The sequence below is a fragment of the Neobacillus drentensis genome, assembly GCF_036962125.1.
Lineage (GTDB): Bacteria > Bacillota > Bacilli > Bacillales > Cytobacillaceae > Neobacillus > Neobacillus drentensis_B.
Genome location: NZ_JBALOA010000006.1, coordinates 1 through 17,713, shown reverse-complemented (window position 1 = coordinate 17,713; position 17,713 = coordinate 1). Strand labels below are relative to the sequence as shown.

13 protein-coding genes, 14 tRNA genes and 2 pseudogenes are annotated in these 17,713 nt (G+C 41.2%); 7 read left to right on the top strand and 22 right to left on the bottom strand.

What is annotated here, in order from left to right:
* Positions 1-3: 3 nt before the first annotated feature.
* On the top strand, positions 4-1,260 hold the full coding sequence (locus V7121_RS07155) for a cation:dicarboxylate symporter family transporter (RefSeq protein ID WP_335502239.1): 1,257 nt from the start codon (positions 4-6) through the stop codon (positions 1,258-1,260).
* 80 nt (positions 1,261-1,340) lie between these two features.
* Here V7121_RS07155 and V7121_RS07150 read toward each other — a convergent pair.
* The 3 genes and pseudogenes from V7121_RS07150 to V7121_RS07145 all read right to left on the bottom strand — a co-directional run.
* Positions 1,341-2,435 (bottom strand): annotated as a pseudogene (locus V7121_RS07150) (two-component system sensor histidine kinase NtrB); the annotation flags it as partial.
* 141 nt (positions 2,436-2,576) lie between these two features.
* Positions 2,577-2,924: pseudogene (locus tag V7121_RS24915) on the bottom strand (response regulator); the annotation flags it as partial.
* Positions 2,914-5,676 carry an ATP-binding protein gene (locus V7121_RS07145; protein ID WP_335546178.1) on the bottom strand — a complete coding sequence of 921 codons (2,763 nt, stop codon included), beginning with the start codon at positions 5,674-5,676 and terminating at the stop codon, positions 2,914-2,916. The pseudogene V7121_RS24915 and the gene V7121_RS07145, both read right to left, overlap by 11 nt.
* A gap of 345 nt (positions 5,677-6,021) precedes the next feature.
* Between V7121_RS07145 and V7121_RS07140 the strand changes: the two genes are divergently transcribed.
* From V7121_RS07140 to V7121_RS07130, 3 genes are read left to right on the top strand one after another with little or no spacing between them, the layout of a single operon-like run.
* A complete protein-coding gene (locus V7121_RS07140; protein ID WP_335546176.1) occupies positions 6,022-6,552 on the top strand; it encodes a hypothetical protein in 531 nt (176 codons plus the stop codon).
* 31 nt (positions 6,553-6,583) lie between these two features.
* The gene (locus V7121_RS07135) at positions 6,584-6,820 is read left to right on the top strand and encodes a hypothetical protein (RefSeq protein ID WP_335546174.1); all 237 of its coding nucleotides are present in this window, start codon (positions 6,584-6,586) and stop codon (positions 6,818-6,820) included.
* Positions 6,821-6,880: 60 nt separating this feature from the next.
* Positions 6,881-7,267, top strand: coding sequence for a VOC family protein (locus V7121_RS07130; RefSeq protein WP_335502232.1), 387 nt, complete (start codon positions 6,881-6,883; stop codon positions 7,265-7,267).
* A gap of 41 nt (positions 7,268-7,308) precedes the next feature.
* On the opposite strand, the gene V7121_RS07125 is transcribed toward V7121_RS07130, so the two are convergent.
* Positions 7,309-7,785: a hypothetical protein gene (locus tag V7121_RS07125; RefSeq protein WP_335546172.1), complete on the bottom strand. Its 477-nt coding sequence runs from the start codon at positions 7,783-7,785 to the stop codon at positions 7,309-7,311.
* A gap of 414 nt (positions 7,786-8,199) precedes the next feature.
* On the opposite strand from V7121_RS07125, the gene V7121_RS07120 reads away from it, so the two are divergent.
* The gene (locus V7121_RS07120) at positions 8,200-11,895 is read left to right on the top strand and encodes a polysaccharide deacetylase family protein (protein WP_335546170.1); all 3,696 of its coding nucleotides are present in this window, start codon (positions 8,200-8,202) and stop codon (positions 11,893-11,895) included.
* A gap of 94 nt (positions 11,896-11,989) precedes the next feature.
* Here the strand turns inward: V7121_RS07120 and V7121_RS07115 are convergent, their stop codons facing one another.
* On the bottom strand, positions 11,990-12,709 hold the full coding sequence (locus V7121_RS07115; protein ID WP_335502228.1) for a hypothetical protein: 720 nt from the start codon (positions 12,707-12,709) through the stop codon (positions 11,990-11,992).
* Positions 12,710-12,929: 220 nt separating this feature from the next.
* Here V7121_RS07115 and V7121_RS07110 point away from each other — a divergent pair, with 220 nt between their 5' ends.
* Complete coding sequence (locus tag V7121_RS07110; protein ID WP_335502226.1) at positions 12,930-13,358, top strand: hypothetical protein; 429 nt, start codon at positions 12,930-12,932, stop codon at positions 13,356-13,358.
* Between the two features lie 54 nt (positions 13,359-13,412).
* Here V7121_RS07110 and V7121_RS07105 read toward each other — a convergent pair whose 3' ends face one another.
* The 3 genes from V7121_RS07105 to V7121_RS07095 form a co-directional block, all read right to left on the bottom strand.
* Positions 13,413-13,889, bottom strand: a complete 477-nt coding sequence (locus tag V7121_RS07105) for a methylated-DNA--[protein]-cysteine S-methyltransferase (protein ID WP_335502224.1) — start codon at positions 13,887-13,889, stop codon at positions 13,413-13,415.
* A 123-nt stretch (positions 13,890-14,012) separates the two neighbouring features.
* Positions 14,013-14,315: a hypothetical protein gene (locus V7121_RS07100; protein ID WP_335502222.1), complete on the bottom strand. Its 303-nt coding sequence runs from the start codon at positions 14,313-14,315 to the stop codon at positions 14,013-14,015.
* A gap of 132 nt (positions 14,316-14,447) precedes the next feature.
* Positions 14,448-15,080, bottom strand: a complete 633-nt coding sequence (locus V7121_RS07095; RefSeq protein WP_335502220.1) for an FMN-dependent NADH-azoreductase — start codon at positions 15,078-15,080, stop codon at positions 14,448-14,450.
* 394 nt (positions 15,081-15,474) lie between these two features.
* Here V7121_RS07095 and V7121_RS07090 point away from each other — a divergent pair, with 394 nt between their 5' ends.
* Complete coding sequence (locus V7121_RS07090; protein ID WP_335546168.1) at positions 15,475-15,957, top strand: sigma-70 family RNA polymerase sigma factor; 483 nt, start codon at positions 15,475-15,477, stop codon at positions 15,955-15,957.
* Positions 15,958-16,417: 460 nt separating this feature from the next.
* On the opposite strand, the gene V7121_RS07085 is transcribed toward V7121_RS07090, so the two are convergent.
* The 14 genes from V7121_RS07085 to V7121_RS07020 form a co-directional block, all read right to left on the bottom strand.
* Positions 16,418-16,492, bottom strand: a tRNA-Asn gene (locus tag V7121_RS07085).
* Between the two features lie 12 nt (positions 16,493-16,504).
* Positions 16,505-16,578, bottom strand: a tRNA-Ile gene (locus V7121_RS07080).
* A 4-nt stretch (positions 16,579-16,582) separates the two neighbouring features.
* A tRNA-Gly gene (locus V7121_RS07075) sits at positions 16,583-16,656 on the bottom strand.
* Between the two features lie 10 nt (positions 16,657-16,666).
* A tRNA-Cys gene (locus V7121_RS07070) sits at positions 16,667-16,740 on the bottom strand.
* Positions 16,741-16,756: 16 nt separating this feature from the next.
* Positions 16,757-16,832, bottom strand: a tRNA-His gene (locus V7121_RS07065).
* 5 nt (positions 16,833-16,837) lie between these two features.
* Positions 16,838-16,922: transfer RNA gene (locus V7121_RS07060), tRNA-Tyr, on the bottom strand.
* A gap of 30 nt (positions 16,923-16,952) precedes the next feature.
* Positions 16,953-17,025, bottom strand: a tRNA-Phe gene (locus V7121_RS07055).
* Positions 17,026-17,086: 61 nt separating this feature from the next.
* A tRNA-Asp gene (locus V7121_RS07050) sits at positions 17,087-17,163 on the bottom strand.
* Positions 17,164-17,166: 3 nt separating this feature from the next.
* Positions 17,167-17,240: transfer RNA gene (locus V7121_RS07045), tRNA-Met, on the bottom strand.
* A gap of 13 nt (positions 17,241-17,253) precedes the next feature.
* Positions 17,254-17,346: transfer RNA gene (locus V7121_RS07040), tRNA-Ser, on the bottom strand.
* A 7-nt stretch (positions 17,347-17,353) separates the two neighbouring features.
* Positions 17,354-17,426, bottom strand: a tRNA-Ala gene (locus tag V7121_RS07035).
* A gap of 16 nt (positions 17,427-17,442) precedes the next feature.
* Positions 17,443-17,519, bottom strand: a tRNA-Pro gene (locus V7121_RS07030).
* A gap of 18 nt (positions 17,520-17,537) precedes the next feature.
* A tRNA-Leu gene (locus V7121_RS07025) sits at positions 17,538-17,626 on the bottom strand.
* 10 nt (positions 17,627-17,636) lie between these two features.
* Positions 17,637-17,708, bottom strand: a tRNA-Gly gene (locus V7121_RS07020).
* Positions 17,709-17,713 lie beyond the last annotated feature (5 nt).

Genomic DNA, 17,713 nt, shown 5'->3' with positions numbered 1-17,713 from the left:
GAAATGAGAAGAATCGGATTAGCTTGGCAAATTTTTATCGGATTGGTTTTAGGGATTGCCGTAGGCGGTTTTTTTTACGGAAACCCTCATGTAGTTGAGTATTTACAGCCCATTGGGACGATATTTATCCGCTTAATCAAAATGATTGTGATTCCAATTGTCATCTCCAGTTTGATTGTCGGTGTTGCGGGTGCAGGCGATATGAAGTCCTTAGGCAGATTAGGCGGGAAAACCCTTTTATATTTTGAAATAATTACAACGATTGCCATCTTGGTCGGGCTTTTGGCAGCCAACCTTTTCCATCCAGGAACAGGTATCGATCGCTCCCATCTGACCAAAACAGATATCAATACCTATGTAACAACAGCGCAAACAACAGAGTCACATTCAATGATAGACACGTTTGTCAACATTGTTCCAACTAACGTCATTCAAGCTTTAGCCAATGGCGACATGCTTGCCATCATTTTCTTCTCCGTCATGTTTGGGCTCGGTGTAGCGGCGGTCGGTGAAAAAGGGAAACCAGTGATTCAGTTCTTCAAGGGAACGGCGGAAGCGATGTTTTATGTAACGAACCAAATTATGAAATTGGCGCCGCTTGGGGTATTTGCTTTAATCGGCGTGACTGTATCGACATTCGGTCTATCTTCCTTAATTCCGTTAGGAAAATTAGTCCTCGTGGTCTATGGATCAATGATTTTCTTTATCGTCGTCGTTATGGGAATTGTGGCGAAAATCGCAGGCTATAATATTTTTAATCTCATAAAATATTTAAAGGACGAACTATTACTAGGTTATTCGACAGCCAGTTCCGAGACCGTGCTTCCTAAACTCATGGAAAAAATGGAGCAGTTAGGCTGTCCGAAGACAATTACCTCATTTGTCATTCCAACGGGTTATTCCTTTAACCTGGATGGGTCGACCTTGTATCAAGCGATTGCTTCCTTGTTTATCGCGCAAATGTACGGAATTCATATGAGTATCGGTCATCAAATCACTCTCGTTCTTGTTTTAATGCTGACATCCAAAGGAATTGCCGGTGTTCCCGGGGTTTCGTTTGTTGTTCTTCTTGCAACCCTTGGAAGTGTCGGAATTCCTGTAGAAGGACTGGCCTTTATTGCCGGAATTGACCGAATCCTTGATATGGCACGGACTGCCGTTAATATCGTTGGCAACTCATTAGCCGCCCTTGTTATTACAAAATGGGAGAGTAACAAAGGGAAGGAACAAGAGGATAATCGAGAAGCGAAAATAGCATAAAAAAAGAAAAAGGTGCAATCTTTGGGAGTTACCGGGATTGCACCTATTTTTTATTAACTAACCTCAGAATAAATTTTCTACTACTTTGACACACTATCAATCTTCAGTGAATCCGATGGGTGTCCCGCACGAAATCTCACAAAAAAGGTCGTGCCCCCGTCTCCTGTTTTAATATCAATTTTTGCCTGATGACGGGCAGCAATGGCATAGCATACACCTAAGCCGAGGCCAGTCCCGTTATCCTTGGTCGTGAAGAACGGTGTACCTAACTTTTCTAATACCTCCGGCTTAATCCCTTCGCCCTGATCCTCGACGGCAAGAACCACACAATCATCTTCTTGATAGGTTTTTATGATAAGGCCCTTTCCAGGACTCATCGCTTCAATCCCATTACGGGTAAGGTTAAGTAATAACTGCCGGATCTCATCACGGTTTAACCGTAATCTTGGAATGTCACTCGTTTCACATTCAATATACTTATCCTTACTTAACGCATCAGCCATCATAAGTGGAGTTAGGTCATGGATGATTTCATTTAAATCGAATGTTTGTAAATCGGTGCTCCTTGTATTGCCCATTGATAGGAATTCAGAAATAATTGAATTGGCACGGTCAAGTTCTTCTATCATTAAATCAAAAATTTCACTATATTGATCAAAGTCATCATTTTTATTTAAGAGCTGCAAAAATCCTCGTACCGTTGTCATCGGATTCCTAATTTCATGACTGATGCCGGCGGCCATTTGCCCGATTAAATCTAAGCCGGATAATCGCTTCAATTCTTTCTCGTATTTCCTTTTATCCGTAATGTCCTTAATAATGCAGCAGATTCCATCATCAAAGGGATAAATCGACAGGTCATACCAGATATCGGTATATTTAGAACCCGTCTCAAAATGAACATGAATCCGCTCGTTCATCGCACGGTGAAACTCATCAAACAGGGTTGTACCAATATCTTTTGGATATAACTCCCAAATATTTTTGCCAACGACAGATTCTTTTGATTGGTTCAAAGGTAAGAAGTCATCTCGATTGACGAAGATAAACCTCCATTCTTTATCCAATAATAAAAATCCATCATTAATACTTTCGGCTACATGAATAAACCGCCGATTGGAATCCCTTAACTCTTTCGTGCGCTCAAGCACAATCTCCTCGAGCTGATCGCGATGCTTGCATAGGTCAATCATTAACCGATCACGTTCTTGTTCTATTTCTTCTCTAGCTTTTAACGCCCTTTCGAGTTCCTTATTCTTCTTTCCCAGATCATCTTTTGACTGCTTTAATGCGATATGGTTTCTTACTCTGTATATCAGTTCCTTCCGATGAAAAGGCTTGGTCATATAATCTACCGCACCTAAATCAAAGCCCTTGACAATGTCCTCCTGCTCACTTTTTACTGTTAGAAAAATGATGGGAATATCGTTATAATCTTCAGTTGCCTTGATCGTCCGACACACCTCGTAGCCATCGATATCCGGCATCTCTACATCTAGTAAAATGAGCTCAGGAGTGTTTTCATCAAGAAACGTATAGACTTCATAGGCATTTTGAGCAATTCCAAGCTCATAACCGTACTCTGCAAGAATCATCGCTAATACCTGAATATTATTAGGGTTGTCATCAACTATTAAAACCAAATCATTTTTTCTATTTTTCATTTGGATTATCCTCATCTATGAATCTTTCTATTTGTTTTAATTTTGATTTTATACTAACAATATCGTAGCACTCTGCAGTCTTCATCAGTTCAATCCCATCAGCCACTAAAAACCTCAATTGATAGTGCTGCCCTAATGAAATGAAATGGTCGGCCAAATTTTTCACATCGCCGATGATGAGCGAGGCTTCTAATTTTAGGATGAGAGGTTTCAATTTTTCTCTAATTTCTGTTAGAATTTCAGGGTCCATGGTATGTACCATCCCAATCGTTGAGCCTGCATTTGAAAAAAAGTCATTTTCCAACTGTGTGTTCTTATTCAGGTACAGTGATATTTTGCGGAGCAACTCTTCCGCATGTACTGGTTTCATTAAGAAATCATCAAATAGGTTCACTTCAGGCAAGGCATGGGCCGTCGATGCACTTAAAGCGATGATTGGGATATGGGATAATTCAGGGTTCCCTTTTAGTTCTCGGCAAGCTTGAAATCCATCCATCACCGGCATCACCAAGTCTGTAATCACCAAATCCGGTCGCTCCACCTCACAAATCTGCAGTGCGTCATACCCATTTTCAGCAGTCAAAACCCTCATTCCTGCCTTAGAAAGCAATTCCATCAATAAAACACGGTTCGTCTCGATATCATCAACGACGAGGACTTTCTCTTGAGAAAACTTGTACTTTTCAAAGTAAGATCTCTCAATGACATCGGGTAGCTGCTCAGTCGCCGCGATCTCCACATTCGCAAACTCCACATAAAAAATGCTTCCTTTGCCGACCGTACTTTCTACATCCATTTTTCCATTCATGATTTCGACCAATTTTTTGGTAATCGAAAGCCCTAGTCCTGTCCCGCCATATTTTTTGGCACTTTGACCCGATACTTGCTTAAATGCTTCAAAGATATTCGCACGCTCACTTTCGGGAATTCCAATTCCTGTATCTTCAATAGAAAGATGAATATCGATACTGCTAAAGTCATTCGAAGCGGCAGCGGCCGTTGCGGTTAATGAAATTTTCACATAGCCATGTTCTGTAAACTTAACTGCATTTCCGACTGTATTCAGCAGGACTTGCCTGATTCTCACTTCGTCTATGAGTATGGTCCTCGGAAAATCGTCTTGAATCTCAACAATCAATTCCAGATTTTTTGCCTCAACCTTCTCCGAAAAAATATTCTCAATCTCTTTAATAATATTTCTGAGCTTAACAGGCTTGTATTGCAGCTCAATTTTCCCTGCCTCCACCTTCGAAAGATCAAGAATATCGTTAATTATCGTCAATAAACTATTCCCAGCCAGATGGATGGATTTAATATATCGCTTTTCTTTTTCCTCTTTTAACGTATGTTGGAGCAGTTCACTAAAACCAATCACCGCATTAAGAGGGGTCCTAATTTCATGGCTCATATTGGCAAGGAATTCACTTTTAGCTTCATTTGCCCGGTCTGCTTCCATCTTGGCATATTTTAATTCCCGATTAATTTTTTCTAGGGTAACCGTTCGTTCTTTTACTTTTTCTTCCAGGGTAATAATATGAGTGAAAATTTCATCCGCCATTTTATTAAACGCACCGGAAAGCCGGCCAATTTCATCATTTTTAAAAATCTCCGCCCGCTGTAATAAATCTCCCTTTGAAAATTTTTCGGCGACATCGATTAAATTGTTAATCGGCTTTAAAATGTACTTCGTACTTTTTATATAGATGAATATTGATATAACGAGGGCAATCAACGATAAAATTAATGCTGTCCGGATATTTTTATTAATTTCACCCGTAAATTGGCTTTCTGGAATGGCTGTCATTACGAGCCAATCAATGCCATTCTTTTTATACTCTGATAGTTTGATATGGAATTGATCATCATTAGATTTGATCGTAAACTTGGTGTCTGCTGTTTTTTTAAACCTTTGATAGGCCTGTTTGATTGATTTGTTATCAATTTCGTCCATCGCTATCCTTTTAAAGGAATCATTGGCAAGCGGTAGAAAGGTTCGATTATCTACTGAGCTAGCCACAAGCATATCTGTATTTTTTTCAATAACATAGGCAATGGCCTTTTTCTCTGCTACCGCTTCCTTCAAAGATGTACTTAATTCCGAAAGGGTCACATGTGTTCCTAATACACCCTGCAACTTTCCATCCTTGCTATAAATCGGATAGGCAGCAGAAAGGACTAAGTCATTCTTGACAAAGTGCTTATACAATGGAGAAAAAACAGGCTTCCCACTTTTCTTCGCCATTTTATACCATGGTCTTGTCCGTGGGTCAAACGCACCAAAGTCCTCGATGAATTTCCCTGCCGTCATGTCACTTGTCATCGAATAATAGAGAGAGTGCCCATTGGTTTCACGATTACTTTGATAAACTTCGATGTTGTTACGAGTATTCCTGCGCGCCCCGTAGTATTCCCCATCCTCCAAACCATAGCTAAAACTATAGATTTCCTCGCTACTTGATTGAAGGGTACCGGCAAAATAGGCTTCGCGCCTTTTCTTATTGTTAAGGTCAACAATCCCATTTTGGATTAAAAAATGATTGTTTTCATTTGTATGCAGTGGAACCATAATCAGCGCTTCAATTCTTGTGAATATATCCTTACTTGCGTCATTCCCCATTCGGTCAATCAAACTATAGGAAGATAATTTCCAATTTGAAAAAGTAATATTGCCAATCACAATAATCGTCCCTACCATAAGAACAATAAATGAAATGCTTATGAACAACCGAATTGAACTTTTCTTTTTCTTCATGATTAACGATTCCCCATTTAGCATCATCTATGTAGTAGATTCCACATGAAATAGATACCGAATATAGCAAAAATGCATGCTTTTTTAACCAATTATACAAGGTAAGCTATTATCCTTCTATAATTTATCTTAAAATTTAAAACTTTTGTAAAGATAATGTTATTTTATCTGCCTTACCAGAACTCTACGGGCTTGATACCTAGTTTTTTCACCTATTAGTGGTAGAAATAAGGTTTGCAAAAAATCGCTGAAATAGGATCAATTTACCAAAATATGTATAAATAGAGGGATTTAGAAGGACGCTGGAGAAATTATAGTAACATACTCATTTGGAGGGATTGCGCCATGAGAACAAGTCGCCAATATCAATCTCCCTATGCGGCAATGTTATGGTCATGTGTGTTGCCAGGCTTCGGGCAATTTTACAACAAAGATTATCTCATCGGCGCAGTCTTACTAGGCTTGGAATTTATCGTCAATTTGAATTCTAACCTAAACCTCTCATTAATAGATTCTTTTATCGGAGATATTCATTTAGCCCATCACGAGATTGATTATCGCTGGGCGCTATTTTACCCCTCCGTTTATTGTTATGGGATTTGGCAGGCCTATAATGCAGCCAGGGCCAATAATAATAAACTCGATGGTCAAGAGGTAGACCATCGCACCTATTTATCTGGCTTTTTTATAGGAGTTGTAGTAGGAATGGATTTCGGATTATTTTGGCACGACTCTGGCTTGATCCAGCATTATTCAGCTTTGAGATTTCTGGATTTCCCTGTCTTTAACGGGCTTTTACTGGGATTATTGATGGGTGGTTTGGGCCATCTAATGGAAAATACCATCTATCGGAGATATAAAAAGGCTACTATATAGGAAATGTACACCAGCACTGCATTCTAATGCAGTGTTTTTTATTGGTATTGCCGCGGTTCGTGATTTATTTGCGAAAGGAACCGGTTTGTTTGCGAAACTAAGGCATTTGTTTGCGAAAGCAACTGGTTTATTTGCGAAAGTAGGGCATTTGTTTGCGAAGGCAACCGGTTTATTTGCGAAAGTAGGGCATTTGTTTGCGAAACGACATTCATCCTATAAAAAGGAACCTAGTCCGCCTTGTAATCAGATCGACAAATCGCGCCAATGATAAACCGCCAAACCATAATTCTATGTTATTATGGTACTAAAAAATGAAGGAGATACCGCCGTGATTCAATATGAATGCCTCCATCACGTTAGTCTAACGGTTACTGATTTAGAACAAGCTAAAAATTTTTATGGTAACATCTTATGTTTGAGAGAAATCCAGCGACCTAATTTTGATTTTCCGGGTGCTTGGTATGAAATAGGAGAACAACAGCTTCATCTCATCGTTCTCCCCACCTCCCAAACCATTCGCCCAGATAAACGTTTGAGCAGCAGGGAGGGTCACTTTGCACTTAGAGTGAAGGATTATGAGGCCACACTGAATTGGTTGAAAAGTAAGGGTGTTGAGCTATTAGAGAAGCCCAACAGCATCAGCGGCTTCGCCCAAATCTTCTGTGCCGATCCTGATGGCAACTTAATCGAACTCAACGTCGAGCAAACAAAATAACCATGAAAAGAGGAGAAGTGCGCGAACACTTCTCCCCTAAACTATACTTGCTTACCATGACTCCCCTGCTCTAACCTGCCAATCAATTTGTAGAACCCCAATAAGCTGAGGAGCAGAAAAGGGTTGAGCAAAATGGAGTGATACAGCCTCCACCAACCGTAATGGAAATATCCCCATGGTTCAGGTAATAACGTTAATACCTCATATAAAACAATTCCAACATTCCACGCTAGAAAAAAGGAAATTTGTTTCCACAATGAATTTTTTAAAGGAAACAAATTTAAGAAAATGATATTTACGGGTGGGACTAAACAAAGGTAAACAAGGAGTGACACCCCATCTACACCTTTGTTAAAGTACCAGTACCCATGGTATTTCAGGCTGACAAATAAATCAAATACCAACTGGAGTAAAGATGTAAATAACCAAATTTGCAGCATTTCGCTTCGGGTTAATCGCTTTCTTACTTTTAGTGCAATAACGTTAAAGATGAAAACCGCTAGAATAATCCCAACCATTATTTGACTCCCTCAGGTATTAGTAACTTTAAAATTTCCATTTTAAGTAAAAATCATACTGTAATTCCCAACTTTTTTCCAATTTAAATCACCAAAATATCCTCCGCAAGCTTTAGTCGGCTCCTCTAGTTACCGTTGAACCACTTTTTCACTCCCGACGGGCATTAGTCGGCCCCTCTGTTGATCGCTGACCCGATTTCTCCCCTAAACTGGTACCAGTCACCCTCGATTACCAATTAATAATTAAAAGAACTTTCCCACCTACCCCCAAAATCTCCTCATGACATGCTAACCTTTTGGAGATAGTCAGTTTATGTCGAAAAATCTTTCCTATTAAATCGCAAACTTCCGTTAAATGATAAAATCATTCTATTAAAATAGAAAAACGACACGAACCCAAAAGGAGGCGTCTATGTGAATCGAATGTTTAGATGGATAGTTAGATCTTTATTTGCACCAGTCACTGGAAGTGCCGGGGCGATCGCAAGTACGCTTGGCTTTTTCCTCGGATTTTTACCAATAGATAATTTAAGAATTCCCTTGTTGCTTGTTCTTTCGCTCGTGTTACGTCTGAATATCATCGCCATATTTCTTGGAACGTTGATTCCGATTTTCATCCCAAAAATGAATCATCTACCCATCCTTGATTTAAGTCGGTTTGAAGATTACTGGTTCATATCTACCCTAAAATCCAAAATCCAACTGTCACACAGCATTGCACCGGGAATCCTAGGGGGCTTAATTGGGCTTGTCTGTTATTTCTTCTTCCATTGGTTTTACAATTTAGGGCTGAAAAAGAAAGAGAATCACCCTGATCATGTTTTTCTTGACCCTGCCAAAAGACGCTGGTCCGTCATCAAACGAATGAGCGCTGGCTTTACAGTTTTTATCATTTTAGTAACAACTATTTTTATAGAAAGCTTGAATACGAATCCAGAATTCCCCAAGCTGGACTTAAAGCGAAGCACCGCTATGAGTGGAATTGAGCCGATTAATATCAGCTTTAGTGCAAAAGAGCTCGCCTCGCAGGTTCAAAAAATGAATCCAGCCCCTGCCATTCAAAAAAAGGCCGGGCAATTGAACCAAGAACAGGATGTCTATGGTTTTTACGTCGGTTGGGACAAAAACAGCCGTGATTCTTTTAAAAAGAATCTCGATTCGATTACAACCTTAGTACCTGGGTGGCTGCAGCTCAATTCGAGCCTTACCCTTTCAACCAGCACAGACCAATCGATTATTAAAGAGGCAAAGGCGCACCATATCAAGATTCTCCCATTAGTAAATAACTTTATTAATAATAAATGGGATGGCCAAACGCTTCACCGCCTATTTACTACACCAGGTGCGGAAGATCTTTTTATCAAAAAGATGGTGGATTATGTAAGAACAAATGACTTTGACGGAATAAATATCGACTTTGAAGAAGTCAATGCAAGTGACAAAGACCATTTCACACAGTTTATCGGAAAAGTGAATGAGGCTTTTCACGAGTACGGACTCATGGTGACAGTGGATGTTCCGCCGCAGAATAATAGTTTTAACTATCCTGCATTAGCAACTACTGTTGATCGAATGATTGTAATGGTCTATGACCAACACCACTCCACGAGTAAGCCTGGACCTGTGGCACAGGCAGATTGGGTCCAAGCAACCCTAAACCAGCTCAACATTCCTTCCGAAAAATTGATTATCGGTTTAGGAAGCTTCGGCTATGACTGGGAAGAAGGTTCCAATCAGCCTGCCGAAACGAGGACATTCGCTGATATCATGAATTTAGGAATCGGAACCAACCTCCAAATCCATTGGAATCAACAAGCAGGCAATCCTTATTTACGCTACAAAGTAAATGGAAAAAATCATACCGTTTGGTTCTTAGATGCCGCCACCTTTTATAACCAAATGAAGTTAGTGAGTAATCGAGGTTCAAGCGGTCTGGCGATATGGCGTCTCGGTTCTGAAGATCCTGCGATATGGAATTATATCAATAAACCAAAAGCTCTAAACGATCCTTCCCAGGCTCTGGAGACCTTAGTTAATCCTAAGCCTGTTCACTTTACCGGGGCTGGAGAGATTTTAAAAATTACTTCTCAATTAGAACAAGGAAAAAGAACCATCCAAATGGATTCCCAAGGGATGATTCAAGCGGAAAGCTATCTTAAATTTCCTAAGCCTATTGTGGTTGAAAGGTATGGAAAATCAACAGGGAAGGAAATCGTTCTCTCTTTTGATGACGGTCCCGACCCAACCTATACACCGCAAATATTGGACATTTTGAACAAGAATCACGTAAAAGGGACCTTTTTTATCCTAGGCGAAAATGCGATGCAATACCCAGAGCTGGTAAAAAGGATGTATGAGGAGGGCCATGAAATTGGCAACCATACCTTTACCCATCGCGATATCGCATCGACCACCCCTTTTCAAACGAAAGTAGAACTGAACGCCAATCAACGCTTGGTTCAAGAAATTACCGGTCATTCGATGACTCTTTTCCGGCCGCCCTATGTTGCCGATGCGGAACCGAACACAAAGAACGAACTCGAGCCCATCATGCGGGCACAAGAGATGGGCTATACCACTGTCGGTGAATTAATTGACACAGATGACTGGCAGCGTCTATCCAGTAAGGAAATTGTCAACCGGGCGATAAAACAACTCCCAGAAGGTAATATAATTTTGATGCACGATGCTGGCGGGGACCGCTCAAATACCGTAAAGGCCCTGCCGATGATGATTAATGAGCTCAAACAGCGCGGCTACACCTTTACGACCATTGCTGGTCTAACGGAAAAAAAGGCTACTCAGATCATGCCGGCTGCCACGAACGGTGATAACCCGTATCTGATTTATGACAAAGCTGTTTTCAATGTCCTTCAAGGCTGGCATTCCGGAGTAAGCTTTCTGTTTTATTCCGCAATCATTTTAGGAATCTTGCGTCTGATTCTCTTCGTGTTCCTTTCGAGAAAACAGGTAAAAAGGTATAAGGAGACCGAAATTGACCCAAGTTTTATCCCGTTGGTTAGTGTCGTAATTGCCGCCTATAACGAAGAAAAAGTCATTTGCAAAACCGTTGATTCAATATTAGCGAGCGATTACCCTGCCTTTGAAATACTGGTAATCGACGACGGATCAAAGGATGAGACAGCGCATATTGTCCTAGAAACATATGCAAACCATCCTCTCGTCCATTTAATTCAAAAACCAAACGGAGGAAAATCTTCCGCTGTCAATCTTGGATTTAAAGAAGCAAACGGAGAAATCGTCGTCGCCCTGGACGCTGATACACTCATCGCTGAAAATGCAATCTCCTTGCTAGTCAACCATTTTAAAAATGAAAATGTTGCAGCGGTTTCCGGTAATGTCAAGGTCGGTAACAAAGGGACACTCCTAACAAACTGGCAGCATATCGAATATGTGACAGGCTTTAACCTTGAGAGAAGGGCCTTCGCCGCACTCAATTGTATTACCGTTGTACCAGGTGCGATTGGCGCATGGCGGAAATCGGACGTAGCAGAGGCGGGCTACTATCAAGAAGATACACTGGCAGAGGATACTGATATCACGCTTACCCTCTTACGAATGGGGAAAACAATTGAATTCGAAGAAAAAGCGTATGCCTATACAGAAGTGCCGGAGGATATTAGGAGTCTAGCCAAGCAGCGGTACCGCTGGGTTTATGGTACCTTACAATGCCTATGGAAGCATCGTTCGGCGTTATTCAATAAAAAGCATCACTCATTAGGCTATCTCGCTCTGCCAAATATGTGGCTGTTCCAATATATTTATCAAACGATCTCACCGATTGCCGATCTTTTGTTCATTATCGCTCTATTTAACCCGCATCCTGAAAAAGCAGCGATTGGCTTTATCCTATTTTACCTGCTGGACTTGGGTACATCTCTCTATGCGTTCCGCTTAGAAAAAGAAAGTCCGAAACCACTAGCGTCCTTGTTCCTACAACGAATCCTGTACAAACAACTGATGACCTATGTGGTAGTAAAATCAATCTTCTCCGCGATTAAGGGAGTCACCGTTGGCTGGGGTAAACTAAAGCGCAAAGGAAATGTAACGCAGGAAACCTCGATCGTGAAGGTGAAAGAAACGATGTAATCAATCTTTGAACAGGTCCTTCCTAATTTAGGGAAGGCCTTTTCTGTATACAAAAAGAAAGGGTCACCAGCTTATGGTGACTCCTTCGGATAAACTACATTTTCTTTTGGTTGGTTCCTTTTGTATCTTTACGGTTTGCAGCCTTTTCTTTTGCTGCTTGAGAAACCTGTTGTCCACGGTTAGTTGTGGTGGTGGATGTCTTTTGGGTATTCGTTTTTGTTGTGGCTGCACTTGCTGTTGTATTTTTCTTTGTTGTGGATGAAGTTGTTGTCCTAGGTTTCGACGTTGTCGTTGGTGCTTTTGCAGTTGTCACTGGTTTTGTCGTTGTCGCAGGTTTTGTCGTTGCTCCGGGTTTTGCCGTCGCAACGGGCTTTGTCGCTGTAACAGGTTTTGTCACGGCAACATTCTTGGTCGCCACAACAGGCTTTGTCGTCACACTAGTTGTTCCCGTTCTGGTTGATATCGGTGTTGGTGTAGACGTTCTAGTTGTCGTAGTATCAGGATTGGTTGTCGTTTTTTTGCTTACGCTTTGTTGATTCGGCTGAATAGCTTCTTTTGCTAGATAGCTATTTTTTGAAGATACCTGGACAGCAGCACGATCCTGGTCCTTCCTCTTCGTGGTTGGCGCCGAAGCTAACTTCTTCTTAGATGATTGGTCGAATGCATCGGCTTTTTTTCGGTCCGCCGATAGAGGTGTAGCAAGTTCTTCTATTAATCGTTTAGGAGTAGTGTTGACCAACAAAGCGTTGGCGGCAGAAAACGTAACAGCCCCCGCTAACACCATGGCAACAGCTCCCTTGGTTACTTTTTTCATGTGATTCCCCTCGTAGTTAAATTGTTCTTATACTAATAGAATACGAACACACTAGAATGTCTTATGGGGGTGGGAACCCACCAATTTCTTCCTTGCTTCAAAAATAGAAAATCTTCCAGTTATTTTTTTTAAAATTGGCGGATAACTATTGGCTTGGTTTTCACCTGATTGGGGTATTTCTCATATCCTAATATAATCGAACAAGCTAAGGAGGGATTGTGTGACTAATTCGGAACACCTAGATGATGTTAGAGGTGATATCGAGGAGAAAATCATTTTGTACTCGAATTGCATAAGAAAAATTAAACTAAAGGCTAGGAAAATAAAAATTTCAACCATCGTCTTTTCATTCTTTATAACCTTTTTATCGGGAGCAAATCTCACCTTCATTGGCTTGAATGAAGCAATTATTAATGTTTTAATTGCACTTTTTAGTGCCGTCATACCTGCCTTAATTGCCTATGAGGGAGTCATTGCAGATTCAAAAATTATCAAACAGAAAACCTCCACCTTACATCGCCTAACAGAATTAAAACATGATATTAATTTGTGGAAAATGGAAGAAATCGAAGAAAACCATCTGGATATAAACAAAGTCAACCAAATACAAAAAAAACTCGATGACATACTAAGAAGAGAAGTCGAATAATATCTGTAAAATTCACAATAAAAAGCAACCTTGTCAGGCTGCTCCATGACTTACTTATTTAAAAGCTGTCTCATGCTTAAGAAGCCATTCCTTTCGCCATAAACCACCGGCATAGCCCGTCAATTTCCCATTCGAACCAATAATACGATGACACGGAATGACAATCGTTAACTTATTTCTGCCGTTCGCACTCCCCACCGCTCGAATCGCCTTCTCATTTCCAATCGAAACAGCAATATCCTTGTAGGACCCAGTTTCAGCATAAGGTATGTTTGTTAAAGCGTTCCAAACTGATTTTTGAAAAGGAGTCCCCTCAAAAATATAAGGGAAAGTAAAGTGTTGACGCGTCCCCTTAAAATATTCATCCAGTTGACTGTAGCACTCAACTAAAACCTCGCTCGTCTCATTGTTACGGAAATGTTGAGCCTTCTCCTGCTCCGAGAACAGGATGGAACAAATAGCTTCATCCGTGCCGACAATTTCTAACACACCAATCGGTGATTGATAATCTAATTTTTGTAAGTTACTCATACTCATCCCCGCCTTCTTTTTAAAAGGAACCTTTTGTAGCTGCTGAACCAGCATATGTGCCCTATTGCTCAATGCTCCACTATGGGCCATTTCCACATGTGCAAACAGGAACGTGGAAAATACTCAACGAATCCCTACGAATTTTTTATGTTCCTTAATAACAAGCTCAATAAATTTTTCGCGTTCTTCGTCACTACTTTTGAGAAGTTTTATATTTTCAGGCTTCTTTAAGATGCGTTTTACCTTGTGGTTATGCCAAATGATGTAATTATAACGGACGTCCTGATTCAATTGAAAAAACCAGTCTTCTCCCCTTAACTCATCAATGTTTTTTTCTAGTTTCGACTTCGAAGTAGGGATAATTGCCTCCAATAAACCACCTAGTAGATCACCAATCAAAGAACCGATAAAATCACTAATCAACATCACTACTACTCCTTGTCATAAGGCATACTTTTAGTATAGTATTTCCAAGCTATGCAGTAAATGTCCTAACACGAAAAAAATGCCCTGGGAGAGATGAATCTCACCAGGGCATTTTTAATAATTTAGAACGTTTTATGCTTTTACTGCTGAAAAACTTTTAGCTACTTCAGCCACTTTAGCTAGGCCTTCCGCAATAATTGTTTCAGCTTGATCTGGCGCTGCATTATGACCTTCGATAATCACTTCATCAACAATCTGCATTCCAAATACGCCGCCAACCACATTTTTAATATAAGTAGCAGCCATTTCCATTGGAGCCGCTTCTGGTGAAGAGTATACGCCGCCGCGCGCACTTAGAATCACTGCTTTTTTGTCATTCATTAAGCTAATTAATTGACCAGTTTCGCTATATTTGAAAGTGAAACCCGCAGCGTAAACATAGTCGATGAATGTTTGTAATTTAGCTGGAATCGTTAAGTTCCATAATGGGAACGCAAATACCACTACATCTGCAGCAGACAAAGCATCCATTGCCTTTTGCTTAGCTGCTAAAATGCGTTGTTCAACATCTGACATTTCTTCACCTGATTGTAACTTACCAAATGCGTTGAATAAATCTTGTCCAAAGTAAGGCATATCTTCAGCAAATACATCGTATGTTGTGACATTGACGCCTTCTAAGTTCTCCATGAAAGTTTCATACATTTTACTAGAAACAGCTTCAGATGCTGGACGGTTATTGGCTTTTACTACTAATATATTCATTAATTTAAACTCTCCTTTTTTAATATCCTTGAAATAAGTATCTCGAATTCATAATATATCAATATAGGATTTACGTCAAACAATTGATACTGACAAAGGAGGAAAATTTGGCCATAGGGCATGGGGAACAGATTGGGATCTGATGGCAAAACCTAAAGGCTAGCTTTTTTAATTTCGAGGATTTTAAAAAAAGCCTAGCGTGCAATTCACCCCAAAATTAACTAAAATTGCATAAATCACCTTCAAATATGATATTTGGAAGCAAAAATAGCCTCTTTAAGGCCAAAAATCCCTCCAAATGTGAAAAATGTTCGTTCGCTCCGCTGCAGGATTCCCGTTATGGTAGAGGTACCCGGGAATACATGAAAAGCGCGCTTTCTGGAAGGACTCTCCCTTGGAAAGCTTTGAACAATTAGTTGACCAATACCAGCCCATGCTCCACAAAATTATTCACTCGCTCCACCTTTACAAAAACCATGACGAATTCTATCAGCACAGTCTCATCGCCCTTTGGGAAGCAAGCCAACGCTTCAACTCAAAAAAAGGCAGCTTCACCAACTATGCCTACACCTACATCAAGGGCTACCTCCTGATGGAATTAAAGAAATCCCACCAAGAACAGGAAAGATATGTACAACCAGATACAGAATTCTGGGACTTAGCAGCGGACAGCTACTCTGACGAACCATTACAGAAAGAAATCCTCCTATCTTACTGTCACACGCTGACCCCTAATCAAAAGAAATGGCTCCTGTACACCGTCTGTGGTAGGTTATCAATCAAAGAGATTGCCGAACTAGAAAAGGTATCTTTATCTGCAGTGAAAGCCTGGCGGAGCGGAGCTAGGGGAAAAGTGAAAGAAATAGTAAGGTTCTAGTTCTAGTAAATGCATTATGAGTGCTCGGTCGGCTATTAACTACCGGCCTCGCGGATTTTTCATGCGTTCGGTCGCCAATACAGGCGATTAACTACCAGGCTCGCAGACTTTTCATGCGTTCGGTCGCCAATACGGGCGATTAGCTACCGGCCTCGCCGATTTTTCATGCGTTCGGTCGCCAATACAACCTCAAATATGTGGTAATCGGTCAAAAAGTTACTTCTATTTTTTTAAAGAAAGAGTTTATTTGCGAAACTAGAGGATTTGTTTGCGAAAGTACAGAGTTTATTTGCGAAACCATAGGATTTATTTGCGAAAGTGACACTTTTATTTGCGAAACCCATAAATAGAACCATGCTAACCCTATTTTGAAGTCATCTAAAGACAAAAAAACCACCTTCAAAAAATGGTTACTTTTTTAAAGGTGGTTGATATAAAAGAATAATGGTATGTAGAAAAATGGCTCCGCAGGTAGGACTCGAACCTACGACCGATCGGTTAACAGCCGATAGCTCTACCACTGAGCTACTGCGGAATAAAAATATAGTGGGCCTAAATGGACTCGAACCATCGACCTCACGCTTATCAGGCGTGCGCTCTAACCAGCTGAGCTATAGGCCCATTTTGGAGCGGGTGAAGAGAATCGAACTCTCATCATCAGCTTGGAAGGCTGAGGTTTTACCACTAAACTACACCCGCATATAAAGTTTGGAGGCAACACCCGGATTTGAACCGGGGATAAAGGTTTTGCAGACCTCTGCCTTACCACTTGGCTATGCTGCCTTACTATTAAAATAAATGGGGCGGCTGATGGGAATCGAACCCACGAATGCCTGAACCACAATCAGGTGCGTTAACCACTTCGCCACAACCGCCATAATGGTGGAGGGGGACGGATTCGAACCGCCGAACCCTGAGGGAGCGGATTTACAGTCCGCCGCGTTTAGCCACTTCGCTACCCCTCCAACTAAAAAAGGTGTTTTAAAATTGATAAATGGCTCAGGACGGAATCGAACCGCCGACACAAGGATTTTCAGTCCTTTGCTCTACCGACTGAGCTACTGAGCCTAATGATATGTATTTTAAAAAAAATATATAAAAAACAGTAGGTAACCTACTGGAATAAAGATGGCGGTCTGGACGGGACTCGAACCCGCGACCTCCTGCGTGACAGGCAGGCATTCTAACCAACTGAACTACCAGACCAAATTGCGGGGACAGGATTTGAACCTGCGACCTTCGGGTTATGAGCCCGACGAGCTACCGGACTGCTCCACCCCGCGACAATAGAATATATGGAGGAGGAAGAGGGATTCGAACCCCCGCGCGGTATGACCCGCCTGTCGGTTTTCAAGACCGATCCCTTCAGCCAAACTTGGGTATTCCTCCGAATAAGTGGAGTCTAGGGGGATCGAACCCCTGACCTCCTGCGTGCAAAGCAGGCGCTCTCCCAGCTGAGCTAAGACCCCGTATTGTAAATAAGAATGGTCGGGAAGACAGGATTCGAACCTGCGACCCCTTGGTCCCAAACCAAGTGCTCTACCAAGCTGAGCTACTTCCCGTAATTACAACATAAATTGTGGTGCCGAGGACCGGAATCGAACCGGTACGGTAGTCACCTACCGCAGGATTTTAAGTCCTGTGCGTCTGCCAGTTCCGCCACCCCGGCAAAAATAGAGAGCGGAAGACGGGATTCGAACCCGCGACCCCCACCTTGGCAAGGTGATGTTCTACCACTGAACTACTTCCGCATATA